The organism is Halorubrum sp. ARQ200 (genome assembly GCF_005435115.1).
Lineage (GTDB): Archaea > Halobacteriota > Halobacteria > Halobacteriales > Haloferacaceae > Halorubrum > Halorubrum tropicale.
The window spans coordinates 119,059-137,272 of sequence record NZ_SGTZ01000005.1; the positions used below are offsets into that span (position 1 = coordinate 119,059).

Below are 18,214 nucleotides of genomic sequence, written 5' to 3' on the forward strand. Positions count from 1 at the left end.
TTCGCTCCGGATCAACGAGCGTACAGATCGGTCTGGAGTGGACGATGTCTGGCGCTGATTGGTATGTACTGGGGTCGAGCTGGCTAGGACTCAACCAAGCTAGTCGCTTGTGACATCCTCACCAAGCGAACCCGGGGCGTGAGCGTACGCGGCGTAGAGGATCATCGCAGCGATCAGGAAGTCAAAGCTGTGTTCGACGAAGTGGTGAACCGGCATCGGAACCGCTCCCAGAACAGTCCCAGCGCCAATCAGTGACCGTAGGACAAGCACCCCAACCGCGGCGCTGATCAGTCGGTACTGGCCGGTCTGGCGGCGTCGATACGCGACGAGGCTCACGACGAAGAGCGCGCTGGTTCCGATTCCGGCACACGCGATGACGGCCAGCAGTACGGGCGACCCCTGAACGGTCAATGGCACGAGAGCCGAGAAGACGGCCCGAACGATGAGCGACGCGATCACGACACTGGCCAGTATGCGTTGGGAGTGATAAGAAGACACGGGGCGAAACGCTCTCATGGGAAGAAAGCCCCCGACAGGTTTTATCTCTCAGCCGATTACAGGCGAATACTCACGATGGCGACGACCAGAGATCGGGTGCGACGACACGTCCGCGAGACACCTGGTGTCCACTTCAACCAGGTGGAACGCGATCTGGACATCGCCACCGGACAGGCGCAGTATCATCTCCGACGACTAGTGAACGACGGGGAGTTGATCGTCGAGCGGATCTCTGGTCGGGCTCACTACTTCGATCCCACCTTCGACCAGTGGGAACGACACGCGCTCGCGTTCCTTCGACGCGAGACCGCCCGCGAGATCGTGTTGCGACTCCATGCGGACGGCCCTCGTCGTCCAGAGACACTTGCCACAGAATTGGATCTCTCACGAAGCACGGTCTCGTGGCACGTCTCGACTCTCGGCGACGCTGGAATCGTGACGAAGTCCGACGACCGTCCGATGACAATCACGCTAACCCGCCCGGAACACACAGCTGAGTTGCTTGATGTGGTGTCGCCCTCGCTGCCAGACCGGCTCGTCGACCGGTTCATCCGGACTGTCGACACCCTCTTCGAATAAGGAACCGACTAGCTGGACTCGCCCAGATCGGACGCAAGTGGCGCATTCGAAGGTCACACCAGATACCTCAAAGCCGCGGGACCGATACGCAAACGTATGGACCGACGGATTTTCTGTAAAACGGTCGGCGTCGCGGGAGTCACCGCCGGCACTGCCGGTTGTCTTGGTGTCCTTGGTAGTAGTGGCGCCGAAGGAACTATTCTCGGACCGCCGGAGCAAGATCTCAGCGAGGCATCATTCCCGAGCTACGGTGACAACATGCCCGAGTTCACTGTCCCCGATCCGATCCACGGTGAGGAGATATCGACGGCCCAATTCGAGGGCGAGCGCGCGGTGCTGTGGACATCATTTTACACCAACTGTCCGGATGGGGTGTGTCCCGCACTTATTTTCCGGCTTCGTCGCGGACAGGAGGCCGCCGCTGAGGCGGGGTACAGCGACCAAGTCGCGTTTCTCCCCATCACGTTCGATCCCGAGCGTGATACCCCTAAGGCTCTCCGTGAGTACGCCGGCCAGCAAGGGGTTGATCTTGACGCGGGTAACTGGCACTTCCTCCGCCCAGAGACCTACGAGCGGGCCCAAGAGATACACGACGAGCACTTCGGTCTAAAGATCGAAAAGCAACCAGCAGATGACCTCAAGAACTTGGCGTATCGCTTCCCGCACTACGGGCTCATCATTCTCGCTAATAAGCAGGGAATCATCGAGCGGGCGTACCCACGAGGCCCGCGAACCGACATCGAGCAGCTCGTCGACGACCTCGAACGAGTGACCACCGCGTGATCACTCCCGGGCACCGGCAGATCGCCTTCGTCGTTTCCCGGCCGAGGTGACACCGGAGAGACCCCCTTGCGTGTCGAGCGCGCCGGAGGGGAGTCGGTCTCGGTCAATGCCCCATATGTCCCATCCCGCCGCCGAGGGGTTGGTAATGCGGGAGCATCGGATGCGGGAGGTGAACACCGAGCGCCATCAGCCCGTGCGCGAGCAGCACGTACCCCAGCACGACGAACACCACGCCGAGCAGCCGGTGAACACGACGCCGGTGGGCGACATCGATCGACTGGATAATCGTCCCATAGAGGAAGACGGCTGGAATCGTCCCAATGCCGAGGGCGCCGAGAGCGATTCCCCCGGTGGTCGGGGAGCCGCTCGCGAAGGCGAACAGATACGCGGGGTACAGCATCGGACAGGGAAGAAACGCGTGGACGGCTCCCAGCCCGACAATACTCGGACTGTTGACGTGCCGATGGACTCTCGTTGCGAGCCACGACGTAACGCGCTGGACGCCGGGTATTCGAATATCGCCTCCGCTTCCGCCGATAACGTACCGAACGCCCGTCGCCACAATGAACCCTCCGACCGCAAGACCGACAACACCTCGCAGGAGGTCGGCGATCGGTGTCAACTGGTCAGCGGTGACGAACACGACGCTTCCGAGCGCACCGAAGACGGCCCCGAGAATCGCGTACGTCGTCGCCCGGCCGACGTTGAACAAGAAGTGCTGGCGAACCTCGTAGGTCGTGAGATGACCGGCACGCCCGTCGTTGGCTGTCACCGTTCCGCCATCGGGCTGTGGGTTCATCTGCTTCGAGTACATCGTCACCAACGGCCCACACATCCCGATACAGTGTGCGCCGCCCAGCACGCCGATGAGAACGAAGAGTACGACGTCAATCCGGAGGAGCGACTCGAGCATAGTCGCTCTCAGTTGTGTATGGGCTTGTGTTGTCTGGTGTGTCTCTCGAACAAGCCCAGACAGATACCGTGGAGGTGTTACGGAGAATCGAGGAGAAATCCTCGCGCTTCAGCGCGGGGAGGATGTCAAAATAGGCGAACAAGAGGTCGTGCTCGGCTGGAGACGTTCGCAAGCATCTGGAGTGTAGCTTGCCGCAACAATTCTTCACAGTGGGTGCCAATACACCGACGATGACGGACGAAATCGACATCCCAACCGAGCCGCGGGCTGCGGTCAACGCACTGGCGACTCATGTGAACTACCCCACCCTACTCGCTCACGGATGACGCCGTTCGCTCCTTGAGGGTGGGGCTTCCTGTTTCTACGACGCGCTTTGCAGATACAGGCGTATCCACAGGGAGCGCAGTCTCCACAGGCGTTGATTCGGAGTATCCCACTCCTACGTCTTCAAGACCACGAGAAAGGATGTTCCACGCCGCGTTCGCATCCCTATCCGCTTCAAATCCACACGCCGGGCAGGAGTGTTCGCGCATCCACAGCGGTTTCTCAGTCTTCACACCACAGGAAGCGCACTCCTTTGTCGTCCCGCGCGGGTTCACGGCGACGAAGTGCGTCCCTTCACGTTCACACTTGTATTCGAGCATCCCCAGGAACGTTCCCCACGCCGCTCCCGCCCGATTTCGTGAGTTTCTGGGGCGTTCGACCAGCCCTTTTACATCCAAGTCCTCAACAGCCACCAAGTCGTACTCTGTGGCGTAGTAGTTCGACAGCTTGTGGAGAAAGTCGCGGCGCTTTCGCTTGAGATCAGCGTGGCGTTCCGCCACGATTTGTCGTTGCGTCTCCCAATTCGTAGAGCCGTGTTCCTTCCGCGAAAGGTCGCGTTGGGCGCGTTCCAATCGTTCGCGCTCGTCGCTGAAGTCGGGACTTTCGATGGCGTACCCATCGGTGTCGTGGGCATACTTGAGAATCCCCACGTCGATACCAACGCACCGATCTGGATCGGTTGGTTTCTCAGGTGTCTCTTTCCCGTCGACAACGAATGAAGCGAACCAGTCCCCAGTTGGCTCCTTCTTAATCGTGACTTGTTTGATCGTCTCGGTGTCGGGGATTGTGCGGTGTTTGATGAGTGGAACATCCGCAAGTTTCGACAGCGACAATACGGTCTGACCGTTCTTACTATCGAACTCGAAGCCAGACTGTACGTAGGTGAAACTGCGGAAGTCCTTGGGAGCCTTCCAGTTGAGGCTTCCGACGTTGTAGCCGTTCTGTTTCAACTGGGAGAGGGCTTTGATGCTGTCTTCGATACGCATGACAGCGGCTTGTGCGACCGTTGAATAGAGGTCATTTAGTTCATCCCACCAGAGTTTAAGATCGGTGAGCTGATCGCGTACTTGGCGTACTCGTTGGGTGAGTGTTCCCGCCGATTCGGGGATTTTCTCAAATTCGTTGAGTGCGTGATTGTAGAGTTGCCTACAGGTATCTCGGTGATGATCCAACAGCTCACGCTGTTCAGGCGTGGGATCAAGCCGGAATCTGTAGGTGTAGCGCATTGACTATTCGTCGGGGGCTGAGGTTCGGACGATTTTCACGTCTGCACCACGCCATCGCTTCGGAACGAGAACGTGTGCGCCGTTGCCGGTCGGCTTCACCTCTCCCTTAATGACTTCGTGGCCTTCTACTTCGTGTCTATCCATCATGTGTGTTTACACATTATTTCAACGTAACTCTATCGGTGGGGTGGTTGGGCAGCGAGTACGAACGTGTTTGAGACATGATGACGGCGGTGTATCCCCTCCCTACTCGCTCCCGCTGGTCGCTCCTTGAGGAAGGGGGCTTACCGCCTGTATTCTGCTAACTGCGACCGCAGACCGCCCAGTTCCGCCAGCGACGAACCGATGGCTCGGAGAGGCTGAAGCCGTCGCCCGCGATGCGACCAGTGACGGTCTTGACACGCAAACCAGACGGAAACGGGTTCGGCAAGTTGCCACACTGCTTGAGTCGGCTGACGAAACGGGCGACGTGGTCGCCGACCGCCACATCGAAGCAGCGATCGAGTGCTGTCAAGTCGTTCTCGCTAATGAGTGATTCTGATTCGAATTATCACAGTATCCCACTCGTCAGCTCTATCAATTAGGCTCACGATATGGTGTTCCAACCGCACAAGCGCGATATAACTATGTTCTCACTCACCATAGATCATGAGGTATGTCCACACTACTCACAGACAACGTGGCAGTCATTACCGGTGGCTCCAGCGGAAATGGACGCGCTATTGCCCGCCGGTTCGCTTCCGAAGGGGCAGACATCGTTATCGCTGACATCCAGGAGTCTCCTCGCGAGGGAGGAGATCCAACCCACGAACTGATCGAGGCCGAAACGGAGGCAAGGGCAACGTTCGTCGAGTGTGATGTCACAAACGTCGGCGATCTTGAGACTGCGGTTGAGACTGCCGAGGAGTTCGGTGGTGTCACCGTGATGGTGAACAACGCGGGGATCTTCCATGGTGAGGAGTTTCTCGAAGTCGACGAAGATGCGTTTGATCGGATGATGGACATCAACGTCAAAGGTGTCTATTTTGGCGCGCAAGCGGCGGCGAAACGGATGGTCGAAGCTGGTGGCGGGCGGATCATCAACATCTCCTCGGTCGCCGGTCTTGAGGGGTCAGGGGAGTTCATCACGTACTGTGGGACAAAAGGTGCCGTACGACTACTCACATATGCGATGGCGGCGAAGTTGGGGCCCGACGGCGTTCGAGTGAACGCTATCCATCCGGGACTGATCGAGACGACGATGACGACTGAGGACTATCCGATTATGGGTACAGATGCTGAAGAAGACTTCCTTCAGTCGATTCCGTCCCGGCGGGCGGGCCAGCCTGAAGATGTTGCAGATACAGCGCTGTACCTCGCAAGTGATCTCTCGGACTACGTAAATGGTGAATCGCTCATCGTTGACGGCGGAATGGCGAATACACAGTAAATTATTGCTTTATGTATTAAATTCTATTAATTAGAGCAACCGAATTAAATGCCATAAGGTTATCTAACTTTCTCAAAGAAACCAGTATAAGTTACTAACGAGCGCTTCAGCTCCCCACATTTATATTCGCAGTCTCTAAAGAATACTTTGATGAGTTCAAAACAAGACGACCTCAAAGAGACGAACACCGAGGCCCGCTTCGAGTTCAAGAAGGAGGAGAAGTCTGCCTTCAAGACCGACAAGGGTCTCACCGAAGAGACAGTCCGCGTCATCTCAAAGGACAAAGACGAGCCGGAGTGGATGTTAGAGCGCCGCCTGCGCGCGCTCAAACAGTTCCAGGAGATGCCGATGCCGACCGACTGGCCCGGACAGCCGGATTTGAGCGAGGTCGACGTCGACGAGATCGTTCCGTACATCCGACCCGACGTCGACGTCCGTGCCGGCGTCGACGACTGGACCGAACTTCCAGACGACATCAAAGACACCTTCGACAAGCTGGGCATCCCGGAGGCCGAGAAGAACGCGCTCTCGGGCGTCGGCGCCCAGTACGAGTCGGAGGTCGTCTACCAGAACATGCAGGAGCGCTGGGAGGAGAAGGGCGTCATCTTCTGTAACATGGATGAGGCCGTACAAGAACACGAGGAGCTCGTCCGCGAGCACTTCATGACGAAGTGCGTCCCTCCGAGCGACAACAAGTTCGCGGCGCTTCACGGCGCCATCTGGTCGGGCGGCTCATTCGTCTACGTCCCTGAAAACACCACCGTCGACATGCCCGTACAGGCGTACTTCCGGATGAACTCCGAGGGCATGGGCCAGTTTGAGCACACGCTCATCATCGCCGAGGAGGGCTCCGAGGTCCACTACATCGAGGGCTGTTCAGCGCCGAAGTACTCGAAGTTCAATCTCCACTGTGGCGGCGTCGAAGTGTTTGTCGGCGAGGACGCCCACGTCCAGTACTCGACCGTGCAGAACTGGTCGAAGAACACGTACAACCTGAACACGAAGCGCGCCATCGCCGAGAAGGGCGGGCGCATGGAGTGGATTTCGGGGTCGATGGGGTCGAAGGCGACGATGCTGTACCCCTCGACGATCCTGAAGGGGCGCGGCGCCTCCGACAACCACATCACCATCGCCTTCGCGGGCGAGGGCCAGGACATCGACACCGGCGCGAAGGTGTACCACAACGCGCCGAACACGAAGTCCACCGTCGAGTCGAAGTCGATCGCGAAGGACGGCGGCCGCACCAACTACCGCGGCCTCGTCCACATCGCGGACGGCGCGGAGAACTCCTCGACGGCCGTCGAGTGCGACGCGCTGATGTTCGACAACGAGTCGACGTCGGACACGATGCCGTACATGGAGATCAACGAGTCGAAGGTCGACGTCGCCCACGAGGCGACCGTCGGCAAGATCGGCGACGAGGATATCTTCTACCTCCAGTCGCGCGGGCTCGACGACGACGACGCCAAGCAGATGATCGTCTCAGGCTTCATCGAGCCGATCACGGAGGAGCTGCCGATCGAGTACGCCGTCGAGCTCAACCGGCTCGTCGAACTCGAAATGGAGGGCTCGCTGGGGTAATCCGATGCCTGAGTGCGCCCACTGCGGAGCACACGTCTCACAACAATTTGTGACCGTGTTCGGGTTAGACGGTGGTGACGTAGTTGCCTGTCCAGCATGTTCCGGTCGGGCACACATCGCAGAGACGATCGTGGATCGATACTAGTCTCTGACCATGGAACACTGCTTTGCGTGTGACACCGATTATGGGTATCTCGGGGCAAGTCCACATGAGGGGTCCTGCCCGGCCTGTGGCTCGACTGCTGTCACTCCTGCGGGCGACCTCAGGGTCGTCGACACGACAACGTGGGAGAGTGTGAACGGGCTCTCAACGATCCACGTGACAGCGACTGACGACCGATCACGCCGGTTTGAATTTGTCGTTGCGGCGCGGCGGGGACGAGGGAAACTCGTCTGTCTCGCGATCGACGGAGTGACAGTACCCACCGAGACAGTGTGGTCAGTTCCATCTGCCGTTGCTACGAGAGTCACCGCGCACGGTATCAGGATCAGCGACTCGACGCCGGCTCAGGGCCCACAATGAACGGTACTGGCCAGACACACGGTGGGACGCGTCTGTTCTGTCCCGGTCACGAGAGGTGATGACACGTGATGAACGAGCGCACTAACCAAGAGCGACCGGACACAGTTTCCCGCAAAAACGGTACTGATGTGCCCTCGTCAAGCGAAACCGGCGACGGACAGTCTGTTACCGACTCCGTTTCGGAGGAGAATGAGGACGAATGGCACAGTCAGACTACGTGTCCGGAGTGTCACGGACGACTTCGTCGAGCCGATGATGACGTTGGTGCGGTCTGTGACGACTGTGGACTCGTCGTTTCAGACGCGACGCTTGATACGAACATCAAACTGTACACGCCGGATGGCACCGGTGGTCAGGACTCTCGCGTCGGGCCATCGAGCACGAACCTCTTACATGATAAGGGATTATCGACGGTGATTGGGTGGCAAGACACCGATGCGAAGGGGAACGCGCTGTCAGGAGAACAGCGACAACAGATGCGTCGCCTCCGACGGTGGGATGAGCGCTTCCGACGACGCTCATCTGCGGATAGGAATCTTATGCATGCACTCGGTGAGATCAATCGCATGGCTTCCGCGCTTGGCGTGCCCGACAGCACTCGAGAGACAGCAGGCGTCATCTATCGTCGCGCACTTGCGGACGGACTCGTTAGGGGTCGAGCCGTTGAAAGCGTCGCCACTGCGGCGCTATACGCGGCGAGTCGCATGAACGGTGTCCCACGCTCTATCGACGAAGTCTCAACAGTGAGCCGCGTCGAACAAATTCGCGTTGAGCGGGCATATCGACACGTCTCACGTGAACTCGGGTTAGAAATTCCACCAACAGATCCTCGTTCGTTCATCGGGCGGATTGCGTCGGACGTGGAGTGTACGGACGCGACAGAGCGAGAGGCACGACGTCTCGCCGGAATAGCGGTTGAAAGCGGTGTTCACAGCGGGAAACATCCGGTAGGCATCGCCGCAGGGGCACTGTACGCGGCTGCCAAACAGTGCGATGAGTCTATCCGACAAGCAGATATCGCTCATGCTACGGACGTAAGCGAGATGACGATACGGAACCGGTATCCTGAGATTTTGGCCGCAACAGATACCGAGGATGGATAGGCACAGTGAGTAGTTGACTTTTGCTTGAGTAGGTTCGAATTGGACAGTATCGATCAAGGATTGTTTTGCTCTGTTGGATCGCATAACTGTGTCCGGACCAAGATATCACAAAAGGCGGAAAAATCATTTTTCGCCGTCGACAGCATAGATCAACCTCCTACGACATCTGCTGCCTTACTTCTCTTCCAAATGTGTGTTTCAGAAGCCCTCAACGGCGATACAGTTTCGATCTTGTTTTCACCTAGTCCTAACACATTCTGCGGATTTAATGAAAAACAGAAAGAGAAGCTAGAGTGAGTATATTATTCCAGATACTTAAGTAGAAAATAGAAGGCACGCATCAAATCTATCCTCCGAGATTATGGTAAGTCCTTCAGGTTCGACAGCGTCTGGAAGACATGTTTCGAATCAAACTCCGCGTCACAGAGGACCATCTCAATATTGACGTGTTCACGCGCCCGCTGAATCAGCCGGCGTACCGTTCTGTGAATCCGATTTGACGAGTTCTCGTCCCACGCAGAACTCTCGCGAACGGGTTCTACCTCGAGGATGATGGGAATATTTCGTCCGACGATCGTGAGGGTCGCGTACTTGAAGACGAGCCCTTCTCCATCAGTATCGCCGCTCACCATCGGCATTCCTTCAACTTGGCCATAGTAGGGAACGTTTGTAATGTCGATCGCAACCGTCGCAGGTTCTCGGAACCCGGACTCGGCCCCGAAAAGTGACAATAATCGGCCAGAGGCTTCGTGGAACCCTTCGATGAGAGATTCCGGGGAGAACTGCTTTACCGTCCGTAGATGCGTGTCCCCATGTGGACCCTTCTCGTCCCCTCGTCGACGAGGACCCGATACTCCATCCGGTTACGCGCTCTCGTCGTCGTTCAGCTCCGACAGCGACACCGCTCCCGGCTCCCGCGCCACGGCCTCGCGGTCCGCCCGCTGGCGCTCGACCGCCGCCATCTCGTCGGGGTGACTGTGGTAGTACTGGAGCGCGCCGTACACGTTCGCGACGTCAAGGTCGAGCTGGTCGGCCACCTCGTCGGCCGACTTTCCAGCCCCCTCGACGAGCCCCTGAATCCGCCGGACGGTCACGCGCCGCCCCTCGATATGTGGCTCGTCGTGAACCTCGGTCACGATCCGAACCGACGACTGTGCCATACCTGTGCGTATCAGCCAAGAATTCATAAAACATCGCTCCAGCGGTCCCCGCTTCCTTTACTCGACCTCTCCCGCACGATTGCCGGCGGTCAATCATTCTCAACGATCTCTAGAGATACCGCTCCAACTGAGAGCGTGACTCACGGAGGTAGTCAAGCGACTGCGTCCCGACTTCCAGCGAGAGCGTCCCGTGCCAGTTGGTGGGGAACGCGTCGAAGATAGGCCCGAAGTCGAGGTTCCCGGCACCGAACGGGAGGTGTTCGTCCGCCGGCCGACGGGTGTCGTTCAGGTGAACGTGCGAGATGCGGTCGGCGTGGTCAGCGACGAACGCGGCTGTCTCCGTCGGGTCGTGACCGGTTACCCGAGCGTGGCCCGTATCGAGCGTCAGCGAAGTGTCCGTCGCGGCGAGCAATCCGTCGATGTGTTCGATAGTGTACGGGCTTCCGAATATGTTCTCGGCACAGATTTCGACGTGACGTGAGTTACCGTACGCGTTCAGTTTGCTGACTGATTCGTCGATGTACCTGCGGAGCTCCGCGTCGTCCCACGCGACTGACCATGCGGAGGACTCTGGGTGGAGAACGGCCTTTTCTGCCCCCAGTTCGGCCGCGGCATCGATACAGGCCGACTGCGTTTCGACGGCACCGCTGCGGACGGACTCGTAAGGCGATCCGATGTCTGTTGGGAACGGAAGGTGAACGAGTAGGTCGAGGCCGTGATCGTCCAGTATCTGCCGAATCGTCCCGCGATTCGACGTGAGATGCTCGTGGCTGTGAGGCCCGTCCATGAGTATCTCGACGTAGTCGAACTCCCCGTCCCCGGCGAAGCGCAACTGCGGTTCCAGCTCCGATGCGACTGCGGTGACGAAACCGATTCGTGGATTCATATTGATTTGGGTAGCGGACCGTGGATTACTTCGTGGGAAGGTTCGCGAGCTCGGCGAGGCTATCGAGGCGATACGTCGGTCGGATATCGAGACGATACCCGCGGCGATGCGGTCGGTTCACGAACGCGGCGTCGACGCCGGCCGCACGAGCCGCCGCCACGTCGACACGGCTGTCACCAACGTACAACGCCGATTCGACGCCCAACTCGTCGAGCGCCGCCTCAAGATACGACGGGTCCGGCTTGCGACGTTCCAGTCCGCGAAGCGACGGCTCTCGACCGTAGTACGCTTCGAACATCCCCTCCAGACCGAACTCCGCGACAATGTGTTCGATTGTCGCGTGCTGGTTGTTGCTCACGATCGCTGTCGGGACCGCGAGGTCGGCGAGCATCTCGACGTCGTCGTAGAGCGGCTTCTCACCGTCTCGGATCGCCGCCAACTGGCGGGCCGTGCGTTCCGTCTCGTGACGACGCCAGAACGCGTCAGCGGCAACTTCGTACCGCTCGGCAAGCGTGCGCACCGTTTCCACCGAGAGATCGTCGACGAGCGACCGGACATCGCTCGGTGTCGGGTCGACGTCGAACGCCGCGAACGCCCGCCGCGACGCTTCCGTCAGGACCGACTCGTCCGTCGGATAGGTGAGGACGCCATCGTTGTCGAAGACGATCGCGTTGTACTGTGTTTCGATCCGACTCATGTCGTGTTCCACTGCGCCTCGTGCGCGGGCTGGTCGGTCGACTCTGAGGCGACGTTCTCGGCGGAGTGATAGAACGCGCCCCCGGCCTCGGGGTCAAACAAGTGGAGCCGTTCGGGATCGGTGGTTAACGACAGCACGTCACCGACTTCGACCGCCGACCGCGGCGGAAGGCTGACTTCCATCTCAATGTCACCGACCGTGCCCCGGGTCAACAGCGAATCACCGAGCGGTTCGGTGACGGTGACATCCATGCTGAGCGGGCCGTTCATGTCCTGTGACAGGTCTTCGGGACGGACACCCAGAACCACACGGTCTCCCGCGTGAGATGTCACAGAGTCGGGGACCGGACTCGGCAACGGAACGCTGTTCTCGCCCCACGTCACGCGGACAGAGTCCCCACGCTGTTCGAGCAGCCCCTCGACGGTGTTCATACCCGGACTACCGATGAACTCGGCGACAAACTGAGTCGCCGGCGCATCGTACAACCGCTGTGGCGGTGCGACCTGCTGAATCTCGCCGTCGTACATGACCGCGACCCGATCGCCGAGCGTCATCGCTTCGACCTGATCGTGCGTGACGTACAGCGTCGTCGTGCGAAGCTGCTCGTGGAGCTCGGCGAGTTCGGCACGCATCTGGACGCGGAGTTTCGCATCGAGGTTGCTGAGCGGCTCGTCCATTAGGAACACCTCCGGATCGCGAACGAGCGCCCGCCCGATGGCCACGCGTTGTTGTTCGCCCCCGGAAAGCGCTGACGGAGTCCTATCAAGGAGGTCTTCGATGTCAAGGATCTCAGCCGCGTCTGCGACCCGCTCTGCCACCTCATCGTCGGTGAAATCGGTGGCCGTTCCGAGACCGAACGTCATGTTCTCCCGAGCAGTCATATGTGGGTACAGCGCGTAATTCTGGAACACCATTGCGACGTCGCGCGCGGCGGGCGATACAGTCGTCACGACCTCGTCAGCGATCTCGATGGAACCTTCCGTCGGAGACTCAAGGCCCGCGAGGAGTCGGAGCGTAGTTGATTTCCCGCACCCCGACGGACCGACCAAGACGAGGAACTCGCCGTCTTTGACGTTGAGGTCGACGCCGCCAACGGCAGTGACATCTTCGAAGCGCTTCACCAGGTCTGTCGTTGTGATTCCGGTCATTCTGATAGTCCGAAGGTTTCCAGCAGCGGGCCTCGGAAGACGATGAGCGCCAGCAGCGGCGGCAGCAGCGTCAACACGGCGCCCGCCATGATGAGCCCCCAGTCGGTTTGGCCAGCGTTACCGACCGATTGGAGGTATTTCATACCGACCTGTACAACCTGTTTGCTCTGGTCAGAGACGACGATCAGCGGCCACAGGTACTGGTTCCACGCGTAGATGAACGTGATCACGCTGAGACCGCTTATCATCCCCCGAGACATCGGGATCAGCACCTTCCAAAGGAAGCGGAGCGGACCGACGCCGTCGACTTTGGCCGACTCGACGAGCGAATCGGGGATCGACATGAAGTGCTGGCGGAGGAGGAACACAGCGGTCGCGCTCGCGACGTACGGACCGGTGAGCGCCAGCAGCGTGTTCGTCCATCCTAGTGCGGCCATCATCTCGTACAAGGGGACGATTCGTACCGGGACAGGGAACATCAGCGTGAACAGGATCAGAAAGAAGATCGCGTTCTTGAACCGGAAGTTGTAGAAAACGAGCGCGACCGCGGCGAGGAGGCTCACGGCGATCTTCGCGACGGTGACGACGATAGACATCACTAAAGAGTTGAACATGTACGATGCCATTCCGTACTTTGTGAACACCTCGGCGTAGTTTGACAGCCCGTCGCTGCCAACGCCAATGTCCGTGATATCGTACACTTCGGGAACAGTCTGGGTGCTCATTACGAACGCAAGCAGGAGCGGCGAGGCCATCACTAAGACAGAAGTGATGAGTCCGATGTGGACGCGCCACTGCGCCGGGAGTACCTGTGTGTCGGCTATCGCCGACAGCGGTCCGCGCTCTCGAACGTCGGTCGCGATGTTGTTAGTGTCGAGTGACATTAGTAGTGTGCGTAACGGTCGGAAACGCGCAGTTGGACAAACGTGAGTCCCGCCACGAGTACGAACAGGATCACGGACTGCGCGGATGCGAGACCGAGGTTGTTGAACTGGAAGGCGTCACGGTACAACTGATATATCATCAAGTTGGTGGCATTTGTCGGTCCCCCCTGCGTCATTAAGTCGATCAGGGCGAAACTGCCGAAAAACGCGTAGATCGTGTTGATCACAACCAAGAACACCAACGTGGGCGACATGAGCGGAAGGTACACACGCACCAGTCGGCGCCACGTTTCGATTCCGTCGAGCCGACACGCCTCGTTGAGCGACTCAGGCACGTTGTTCAACGCGGCGAGCATGAATATCACGTTGTACCCGACCTGTTTCCAGATCGCCGCCACCGTGACGACGGCGAACCCCTGCCACCCGACGGTGAACCAGTCGAGTTCGATTCCGAACCACGCCTCGAGGTAGTGCGTGTAAATACCGACACTCGGGTGCGCAAGGAACAACAGGACCGTTCCTGCGACGGCTGTCGGCAGTGCGTACGGCCAAATTGCGGCGATCAGGTACGCGGCCTTCCCGTCGCTGACCTCGTACAACAAGAACGCGACGAGGAGGCCGACGGCGAGCGATCCGACCACGACGATCACCGCGAACGCCATTGTTAGCCCGACGCTCGTGAGGTACACTTGCGACCCCAACAGGTCGGTGAAGTTCGCCAGTCCAACGAACCGGGTGTTCTGACCGAACAAAAACGTCTGGAAGAAGCTGAACCGGAGCGTCTGTAGCGACGGGTAGTACAGGAACGCGATGATCGCCGCTAGTGTCGGCAGCAGCAGGAGGTACGCCCCCAGCGAACTATCGTATGTGTTCTCGTGTACGCCCATTTCAGTTGCCTTTGCTCTGGATGTAACTCTGTAGGGCGTCGTCAGCCTCCGACTTCATTTCCGCGAGCTTCGAATCGACGGTGACATCGGAGTTGATCATGCTAACGTAGCCGTCCTGAATGATCGTCCGAACCTTCGACGCCGGTCCGGCCTGCCACCCCTGCGTCGCAACGGTCTGTTCCGTCTCCTGAAGCTGGTCGAACGCGGTCTGGAAATTGGGGTTTTCCTCGAACCATCCGTCTTCTTCGAGGTACTCGACGGCGCTGTCGCTGACCGGGAAGTACCCGGTGTTCTGGTGCCAGAACGCCTGCTGTTCCGCCTCGGCCAGCCAGAGGAGGAAGTCGGTGAGTCCCTGCTTCTTCTCGTCGGACAGGCCACGAGTCATCCACAGCGACGCGCCGCCGATGACGACGCCGGTGCGGGTGTTGCCGGCCGTCGGGTAGTACCCCGTCCCGAGTTCGAAGCCGTTCTCCTCGGCTCCCGCAGTCGCCGAAGCGACGCCGGCCGTAGACGAGATCCACATCGCGGTCTGTCCGTTGAGGAACGCCTGCTGTGCGGCGCCCCAGGCGCCGACACCGGCGTGGTTGTACAGGCCGTCGGCGTACATGTCCGCCCACCAATTAAAAACCCGGTCGGCCGTCTCGGTGTCCAGATTGACCTCGGTTGGGTCCCCCGCACGACCGTTCTCTTCGTTCACGAGTGGGACGTTCGCTTCCGCGAACCACTGCTCAGGGAACCACGAGACGTTGGCGAACGTGATTCCTTGTTCCGCGACCCCTTGGTCGACGACGGTTTCGCTCGCTTCGCGGACCTCCGCGAGCGTCGACGGCGGTGATTCGGGGTCCAGCCCGGCCTCCTCGAACATGTCCTTGTTGTAATAGAAAATCGGATTCGAGGAGTTGAACGGCATTGAGTACACCGTGCCGTCGAACGAGTAGTAATCGATGACCGGGTCTTGGAAGTCGGACCAGTCGATCCGGTCGCTCGGAAGCGCCTCCTCCATCGGGACGAACGCACCGCTGTCGATCGCGAGGCGACTCCCGAGGTCGACGATCTGTGCCAGTTCCGGTGCTTCGCCCGCACCGATTGCTGAGGTGACCGCGTTCAGCGTCTCGTCATAGCTTCCCTTGTAGCTCGTTTCGACCGTCACGCCGGAGGACTGTTCGTTGAAGTCGGCCGCGAGCGCGTCGACCGTTTCGCCGAGGTTTCCCCCCATCGCGTGCCACCAATTAATAGTCGTCTCACCGCTGCTTTCGGAGTTCGCACTGTTCGTGGAACTGGAAGAGCCGTCCGAGCCATCAGCGCCGTCCGAACCTCCTGATGTTGCTCCTAAACATCCAGCGGAAGCAAGACCGACGGCGGCCGCACCGGTTGTTTGAAGAAATCTACGCCGACCACTGTGTGAGTCGTTTGCGTCCACCACATCTTGAGGTATATTAGTTTCATTTTAACATTTTATAATATTTGAAATGATTAGTAGTAGGTGGTAATCACCGCTACTATTACTCCCCCCTTGATACGTACCTGTACATACCGATCTAGAGGGTTCTGGGGTATTTTGCGAAACATCGCTGAGACAACCCCATCGACACCGTCGCTCAGCAACCCGTCGTGACCACGAAGAGTTAATCGACGAGAATCGACGGCGGAGGAAGAAGAGTCGATCGAAGGGCGCCACTAACAGAGCTGGGGCCGCGTCGGCGCGCTCACACCTGATCTCCGTCGACCGGCCGCTCGCGTCGTGCTCAGGACTACGTGTCTCCGGCAGACGTCTCACCGGCAGCGGGGAGCAGACCGGAGTAGTCGGCGGCGATGCCGTCAACGCCGGCGGCAGCAAGCCGACTGGCCTGATACCACGTGTCGACTGTCCACACGTTTACTTCACGTCCGTCGGCGTGCGCCTCGGCGACGAGGTCCACGCCGGCGGTGATCGCCGGATCGTGAAACGGAGTTCCGAATATTACCTTCATCGGGGCGTGGACCGCTGCGGCGTCGTGTGCCCGAGCGATGGCGAGTCCGTCGCCAACCGACTCGTAGACGATAGGAGCGACCGGATACGATGACGTGTCGCGCGTCGCGGCCAGCGCACCCTCACAGAATGACGAACAAAGAAACTCGTTGTCGTGAGCGTCGAGTATGTCGACAACTCGGTCCACAAATGGCTGCCAAGCAGCTCTGCGGTCAGCAAGTGCGTCTGGAGAGAGTTTCTCGTCGAACCGCAGGTCGTACCGGCCGGGGTTTTTCAATTCCACGTTGACCCCGACCTCGGGAGGGACGGCTTCAAGGAGCGTTGACAGGCGCGGTACCGTGTCGCCGCTCTGGAGTACCTCCGCACTGGTGACAGCCGTCGTCTCGGTTTCCCAGACGACGCCCGTCTCGTCCGTGAGTCCGCGCTCGCCGCCACCGCGTCCTGCTAAGTTGTTGTCGTGGAACACGACCACGTCGTCGTCGGCTGTCGGAACGACGTCGATCTCGATGACGTCGGCTTGGCGGGTCGTCGTTCCCTCGTCATCCGTCGATCCGCTCTCGCTTGCGGCCGCCTGAGCAGCGGTGACGGTGTTTTCTGGGTTCTCTCCCGCGAAGCCACGGTGCGCGATGAGGGTGAGTTCACCGGTTGGAGTGGCGTCTACCGGACCGACCTCGCTGTCCCGACGTTGCGCGGCTGCTGCGTCACTCGTCTCGTTAGCGTCCTCGGGTTCCAGCCCACCGTCGGTGTACACAGCCCCGAGCGCACCCGCCGTTGTGATACCGACGGTGCCCTTGAGCACCCGGCGGCGGTGCGTCGGTTGTCGCGTCTCGACTGCAGACAGTTCCGGAAGACGGCGAGCCATATATTCCCTTCTCGCGAATCGGATATAGCGGCTGGTATGTGGTATCATGAGGCGTCTATATTATTGTGTACGTGTCGATAGGGGTCGTCGGCGACCAGCGGTACCGGCTACGCGGCTCTTGCGCTACCGAAGATCAGCTGGCTCCCGATGATCGCGAAAAGGGCGTGAAAGACCTCGCGCTGGGCTCGTACGTTCACGCGTTCGTTGAGGCGCATTCCGACGGTAAGGCTGGAAGCTACCGGGGCCGTCGCGGTGGCCGGCATTGTAGCGAAGCCGATGTCTAGGAAGGTCCGAGCGCACCCACGACCGTAATTCGAGAGTAAGGATTCAAAATCGACCCCCGACTGCTGAGAATGATGTCCGCTTGACCCCCGCCTGTTCGTTCCTCGGTTGCGACACTCTGTCGGAACACTCGTCACTCACGGCAAGGCGGGGGTATGCGCTCGTATCTCTATCACCACGGCTTGATGGCGATTCGATCCAAAACTGGCCTACCCTCCGAAACTGTGTCCCACTTGTTTAATACAAGAGCGCGCACTCAGAAACGGACCCTCAGACACAGCAATCTACGCCCGTGTTTCGACATCAGACGAAGGTGTCTCTCGGCAGCTAGACGAACTCCACGAACATCTAGAGCGTCTCGGCATCGAACTTGACGAGCTGGTTGATGTCTCGCACTCGCTCTGCCCTCAGATTAGCTGAACTTCCTACGCAACGCTTTGCCTTGAGCGATTGGTGTTGGGTGTGAGATGTCTTCTACGA

Annotated in this window: 17 protein-coding genes and 1 pseudogene; 5 read left to right on the forward strand and 13 right to left on the reverse strand. The window is 59.3% G+C overall.

Going from position 1 to position 18,214, the window contains the following annotated elements; genetic code table 11:
- Nucleotides 1-99 precede the first annotated feature (99 nt).
- A complete protein-coding gene (locus EXE50_RS09100; protein WP_137704863.1) occupies nucleotides 100-459 on the reverse strand; it encodes a hypothetical protein in 360 nt (119 codons plus the stop codon).
- A 114-nt stretch (nucleotides 460-573) separates the two neighbouring features.
- Between EXE50_RS09100 and EXE50_RS09105 the strand changes: the two genes are divergently transcribed.
- A complete protein-coding gene (locus tag EXE50_RS09105; RefSeq protein ID WP_137704864.1) occupies nucleotides 574-1,077 on the forward strand; it encodes a helix-turn-helix domain-containing protein in 504 nt (167 codons plus the stop codon).
- Between the two features lie 96 nt (nucleotides 1,078-1,173).
- The gene (locus EXE50_RS09110) at nucleotides 1,174-1,860 is read left to right on the forward strand and encodes an SCO family protein (protein WP_137704865.1); all 687 of its coding nucleotides are present in this window, start codon (nucleotides 1,174-1,176) and stop codon (nucleotides 1,858-1,860) included.
- A gap of 103 nt (nucleotides 1,861-1,963) precedes the next feature.
- Here EXE50_RS09110 and EXE50_RS09115 read toward each other — a convergent pair whose 3' ends face one another.
- The 3 genes from EXE50_RS09115 to EXE50_RS09125 all read right to left on the reverse strand — a co-directional run bounded on the left by EXE50_RS09115 (nucleotide 1,964) and on the right by EXE50_RS09125 (nucleotide 4,467).
- The gene (locus EXE50_RS09115) at nucleotides 1,964-2,773 is read right to left on the reverse strand and encodes a sulfite exporter TauE/SafE family protein (protein ID WP_053770094.1); all 810 of its coding nucleotides are present in this window, start codon (nucleotides 2,771-2,773) and stop codon (nucleotides 1,964-1,966) included.
- Between the two features lie 308 nt (nucleotides 2,774-3,081).
- Nucleotides 3,082-4,323, reverse strand: a complete 1,242-nt coding sequence (locus EXE50_RS09120) for an RNA-guided endonuclease TnpB family protein (RefSeq protein ID WP_137704866.1) — start codon at nucleotides 4,321-4,323, stop codon at nucleotides 3,082-3,084.
- 3 nt (nucleotides 4,324-4,326) lie between these two features.
- Nucleotides 4,327-4,467, reverse strand: a complete 141-nt coding sequence (locus EXE50_RS09125; RefSeq protein ID WP_137704867.1) for a DUF2080 family transposase-associated protein — start codon at nucleotides 4,465-4,467, stop codon at nucleotides 4,327-4,329.
- A 511-nt stretch (nucleotides 4,468-4,978) separates the two neighbouring features.
- Here EXE50_RS09125 and EXE50_RS09135 point away from each other — a divergent pair.
- From EXE50_RS09135 to EXE50_RS09150, 3 genes are all read left to right on the forward strand, one after another.
- Nucleotides 4,979-5,752, forward strand: a complete 774-nt coding sequence (locus EXE50_RS09135; protein ID WP_053770095.1) for an SDR family oxidoreductase — start codon at nucleotides 4,979-4,981, stop codon at nucleotides 5,750-5,752.
- Between the two features lie 150 nt (nucleotides 5,753-5,902).
- Nucleotides 5,903-7,333, forward strand: a complete 1,431-nt coding sequence (gene sufB / locus EXE50_RS09140; protein WP_137704868.1) for a Fe-S cluster assembly protein SufB — start codon at nucleotides 5,903-5,905, stop codon at nucleotides 7,331-7,333.
- Nucleotides 7,334-7,924: 591 nt separating this feature from the next.
- Complete coding sequence (locus EXE50_RS09150) at nucleotides 7,925-8,959, forward strand: transcription initiation factor IIB family protein (protein WP_241982651.1); 1,035 nt, start codon at nucleotides 7,925-7,927, stop codon at nucleotides 8,957-8,959.
- 374 nt (nucleotides 8,960-9,333) lie between these two features.
- On the opposite strand, the pseudogene EXE50_RS09155 reads toward EXE50_RS09150, so the two are convergent.
- The 9 genes and pseudogenes from EXE50_RS09155 to EXE50_RS09195 all read right to left on the reverse strand — a co-directional run.
- A pseudogene (locus EXE50_RS09155) lies at nucleotides 9,334-9,798 on the reverse strand (transposase); the annotation flags it as partial.
- 24 nt (nucleotides 9,799-9,822) lie between these two features.
- Nucleotides 9,823-10,119, reverse strand: coding sequence for a DUF433 domain-containing protein (locus EXE50_RS09160; protein WP_137704870.1), 297 nt, complete (start codon nucleotides 10,117-10,119; stop codon nucleotides 9,823-9,825).
- 109 nt (nucleotides 10,120-10,228) lie between these two features.
- Nucleotides 10,229-11,005 carry a sugar phosphate isomerase/epimerase gene (locus EXE50_RS09165; protein ID WP_137704871.1) on the reverse strand — a complete coding sequence of 259 codons (777 nt, stop codon included), beginning with the start codon at nucleotides 11,003-11,005 and terminating at the stop codon, nucleotides 10,229-10,231.
- Between the two features lie 25 nt (nucleotides 11,006-11,030).
- Nucleotides 11,031-11,702 (reverse strand): HAD family hydrolase, encoded by a 672-nt coding sequence (locus EXE50_RS09170; RefSeq protein ID WP_121601087.1) that lies wholly within the window; start codon nucleotides 11,700-11,702, stop codon nucleotides 11,031-11,033.
- Nucleotides 11,699-12,850 (reverse strand): ABC transporter ATP-binding protein, encoded by a 1,152-nt coding sequence (locus EXE50_RS09175; protein WP_121601063.1) that lies wholly within the window; start codon nucleotides 12,848-12,850, stop codon nucleotides 11,699-11,701. The genes EXE50_RS09170 and EXE50_RS09175 overlap by 4 nt, the downstream gene beginning before the upstream one ends.
- Nucleotides 12,847-13,734, reverse strand: a complete 888-nt coding sequence (locus tag EXE50_RS09180) for a carbohydrate ABC transporter permease (protein WP_137704872.1) — start codon at nucleotides 13,732-13,734, stop codon at nucleotides 12,847-12,849. Before EXE50_RS09180 ends, EXE50_RS09175 begins: the two co-directional genes overlap by 4 nt.
- A complete protein-coding gene (locus tag EXE50_RS09185; protein ID WP_137704873.1) occupies nucleotides 13,734-14,621 on the reverse strand; it encodes a carbohydrate ABC transporter permease in 888 nt (295 codons plus the stop codon). The genes EXE50_RS09180 and EXE50_RS09185 overlap by 1 nt, the downstream gene beginning before the upstream one ends.
- Before the next feature lies 1 nt (nucleotide 14,622).
- Nucleotides 14,623-15,837 carry an ABC transporter substrate-binding protein gene (locus EXE50_RS09190; RefSeq protein ID WP_241982652.1) on the reverse strand — a complete coding sequence of 405 codons (1,215 nt, stop codon included), beginning with the start codon at nucleotides 15,835-15,837 and terminating at the stop codon, nucleotides 14,623-14,625.
- A 535-nt stretch (nucleotides 15,838-16,372) separates the two neighbouring features.
- A complete protein-coding gene (locus EXE50_RS09195) occupies nucleotides 16,373-17,452 on the reverse strand; it encodes a glycerophosphodiester phosphodiesterase (protein ID WP_137704875.1) in 1,080 nt (359 codons plus the stop codon).
- Between the last annotated feature and the right edge of the window lie 762 nt (nucleotides 17,453-18,214).

Coding starts and splice junctions, on each gene's coding strand:
- EXE50_RS09170 (WP_121601087.1), bottom strand. CDS start 11,702: ATGAGTCGGATCGAAACACAGTACAACGCGATCGTCTTCGACAACGAT.
- EXE50_RS09150 (WP_241982651.1), top strand. CDS start 7,925: ATGAACGAGCGCACTAACCAAGAGCGACCGGACACAGTTTCCCGCAAA.
- EXE50_RS09120 (WP_137704866.1), bottom strand. CDS start 4,323: ATGCGCTACACCTACAGATTCCGGCTTGATCCCACGCCTGAACAGCGT.
- EXE50_RS09190 (WP_241982652.1), bottom strand. CDS start 15,837: ATGGGGGGAAACCTCGGCGAAACGGTCGACGCGCTCGCGGCCGACTTC.
- EXE50_RS09180 (WP_137704872.1), bottom strand. CDS start 13,734: ATGTCACTCGACACTAACAACATCGCGACCGACGTTCGAGAGCGCGGA.
- EXE50_RS09165 (WP_137704871.1), bottom strand. CDS start 11,005: ATGAATCCACGAATCGGTTTCGTCACCGCAGTCGCATCGGAGCTGGAA.
- EXE50_RS09135 (WP_053770095.1), top strand. CDS start 4,979: ATGTCCACACTACTCACAGACAACGTGGCAGTCATTACCGGTGGCTCC.
- EXE50_RS09195 (WP_137704875.1), bottom strand. CDS start 17,452: ATGGCTCGCCGTCTTCCGGAACTGTCTGCAGTCGAGACGCGACAACCG.
- sufB (WP_137704868.1), top strand. CDS start 5,903: ATGAGTTCAAAACAAGACGACCTCAAAGAGACGAACACCGAGGCCCGC.
- EXE50_RS09185 (WP_137704873.1), bottom strand. CDS start 14,621: ATGGGCGTACACGAGAACACATACGATAGTTCGCTGGGGGCGTACCTC.
- EXE50_RS09110 (WP_137704865.1), top strand. CDS start 1,174: ATGGACCGACGGATTTTCTGTAAAACGGTCGGCGTCGCGGGAGTCACC.
- EXE50_RS09125 (WP_137704867.1), bottom strand. CDS start 4,467: ATGGATAGACACGAAGTAGAAGGCCACGAAGTCATTAAGGGAGAGGTG.
- EXE50_RS09175 (WP_121601063.1), bottom strand. CDS start 12,850: ATGACCGGAATCACAACGACAGACCTGGTGAAGCGCTTCGAAGATGTC.
- EXE50_RS09160 (WP_137704870.1), bottom strand. CDS start 10,119: ATGGCACAGTCGTCGGTTCGGATCGTGACCGAGGTTCACGACGAGCCA.
- EXE50_RS09105 (WP_137704864.1), top strand. CDS start 574: ATGGCGACGACCAGAGATCGGGTGCGACGACACGTCCGCGAGACACCT.
- EXE50_RS09115 (WP_053770094.1), bottom strand. CDS start 2,773: ATGCTCGAGTCGCTCCTCCGGATTGACGTCGTACTCTTCGTTCTCATC.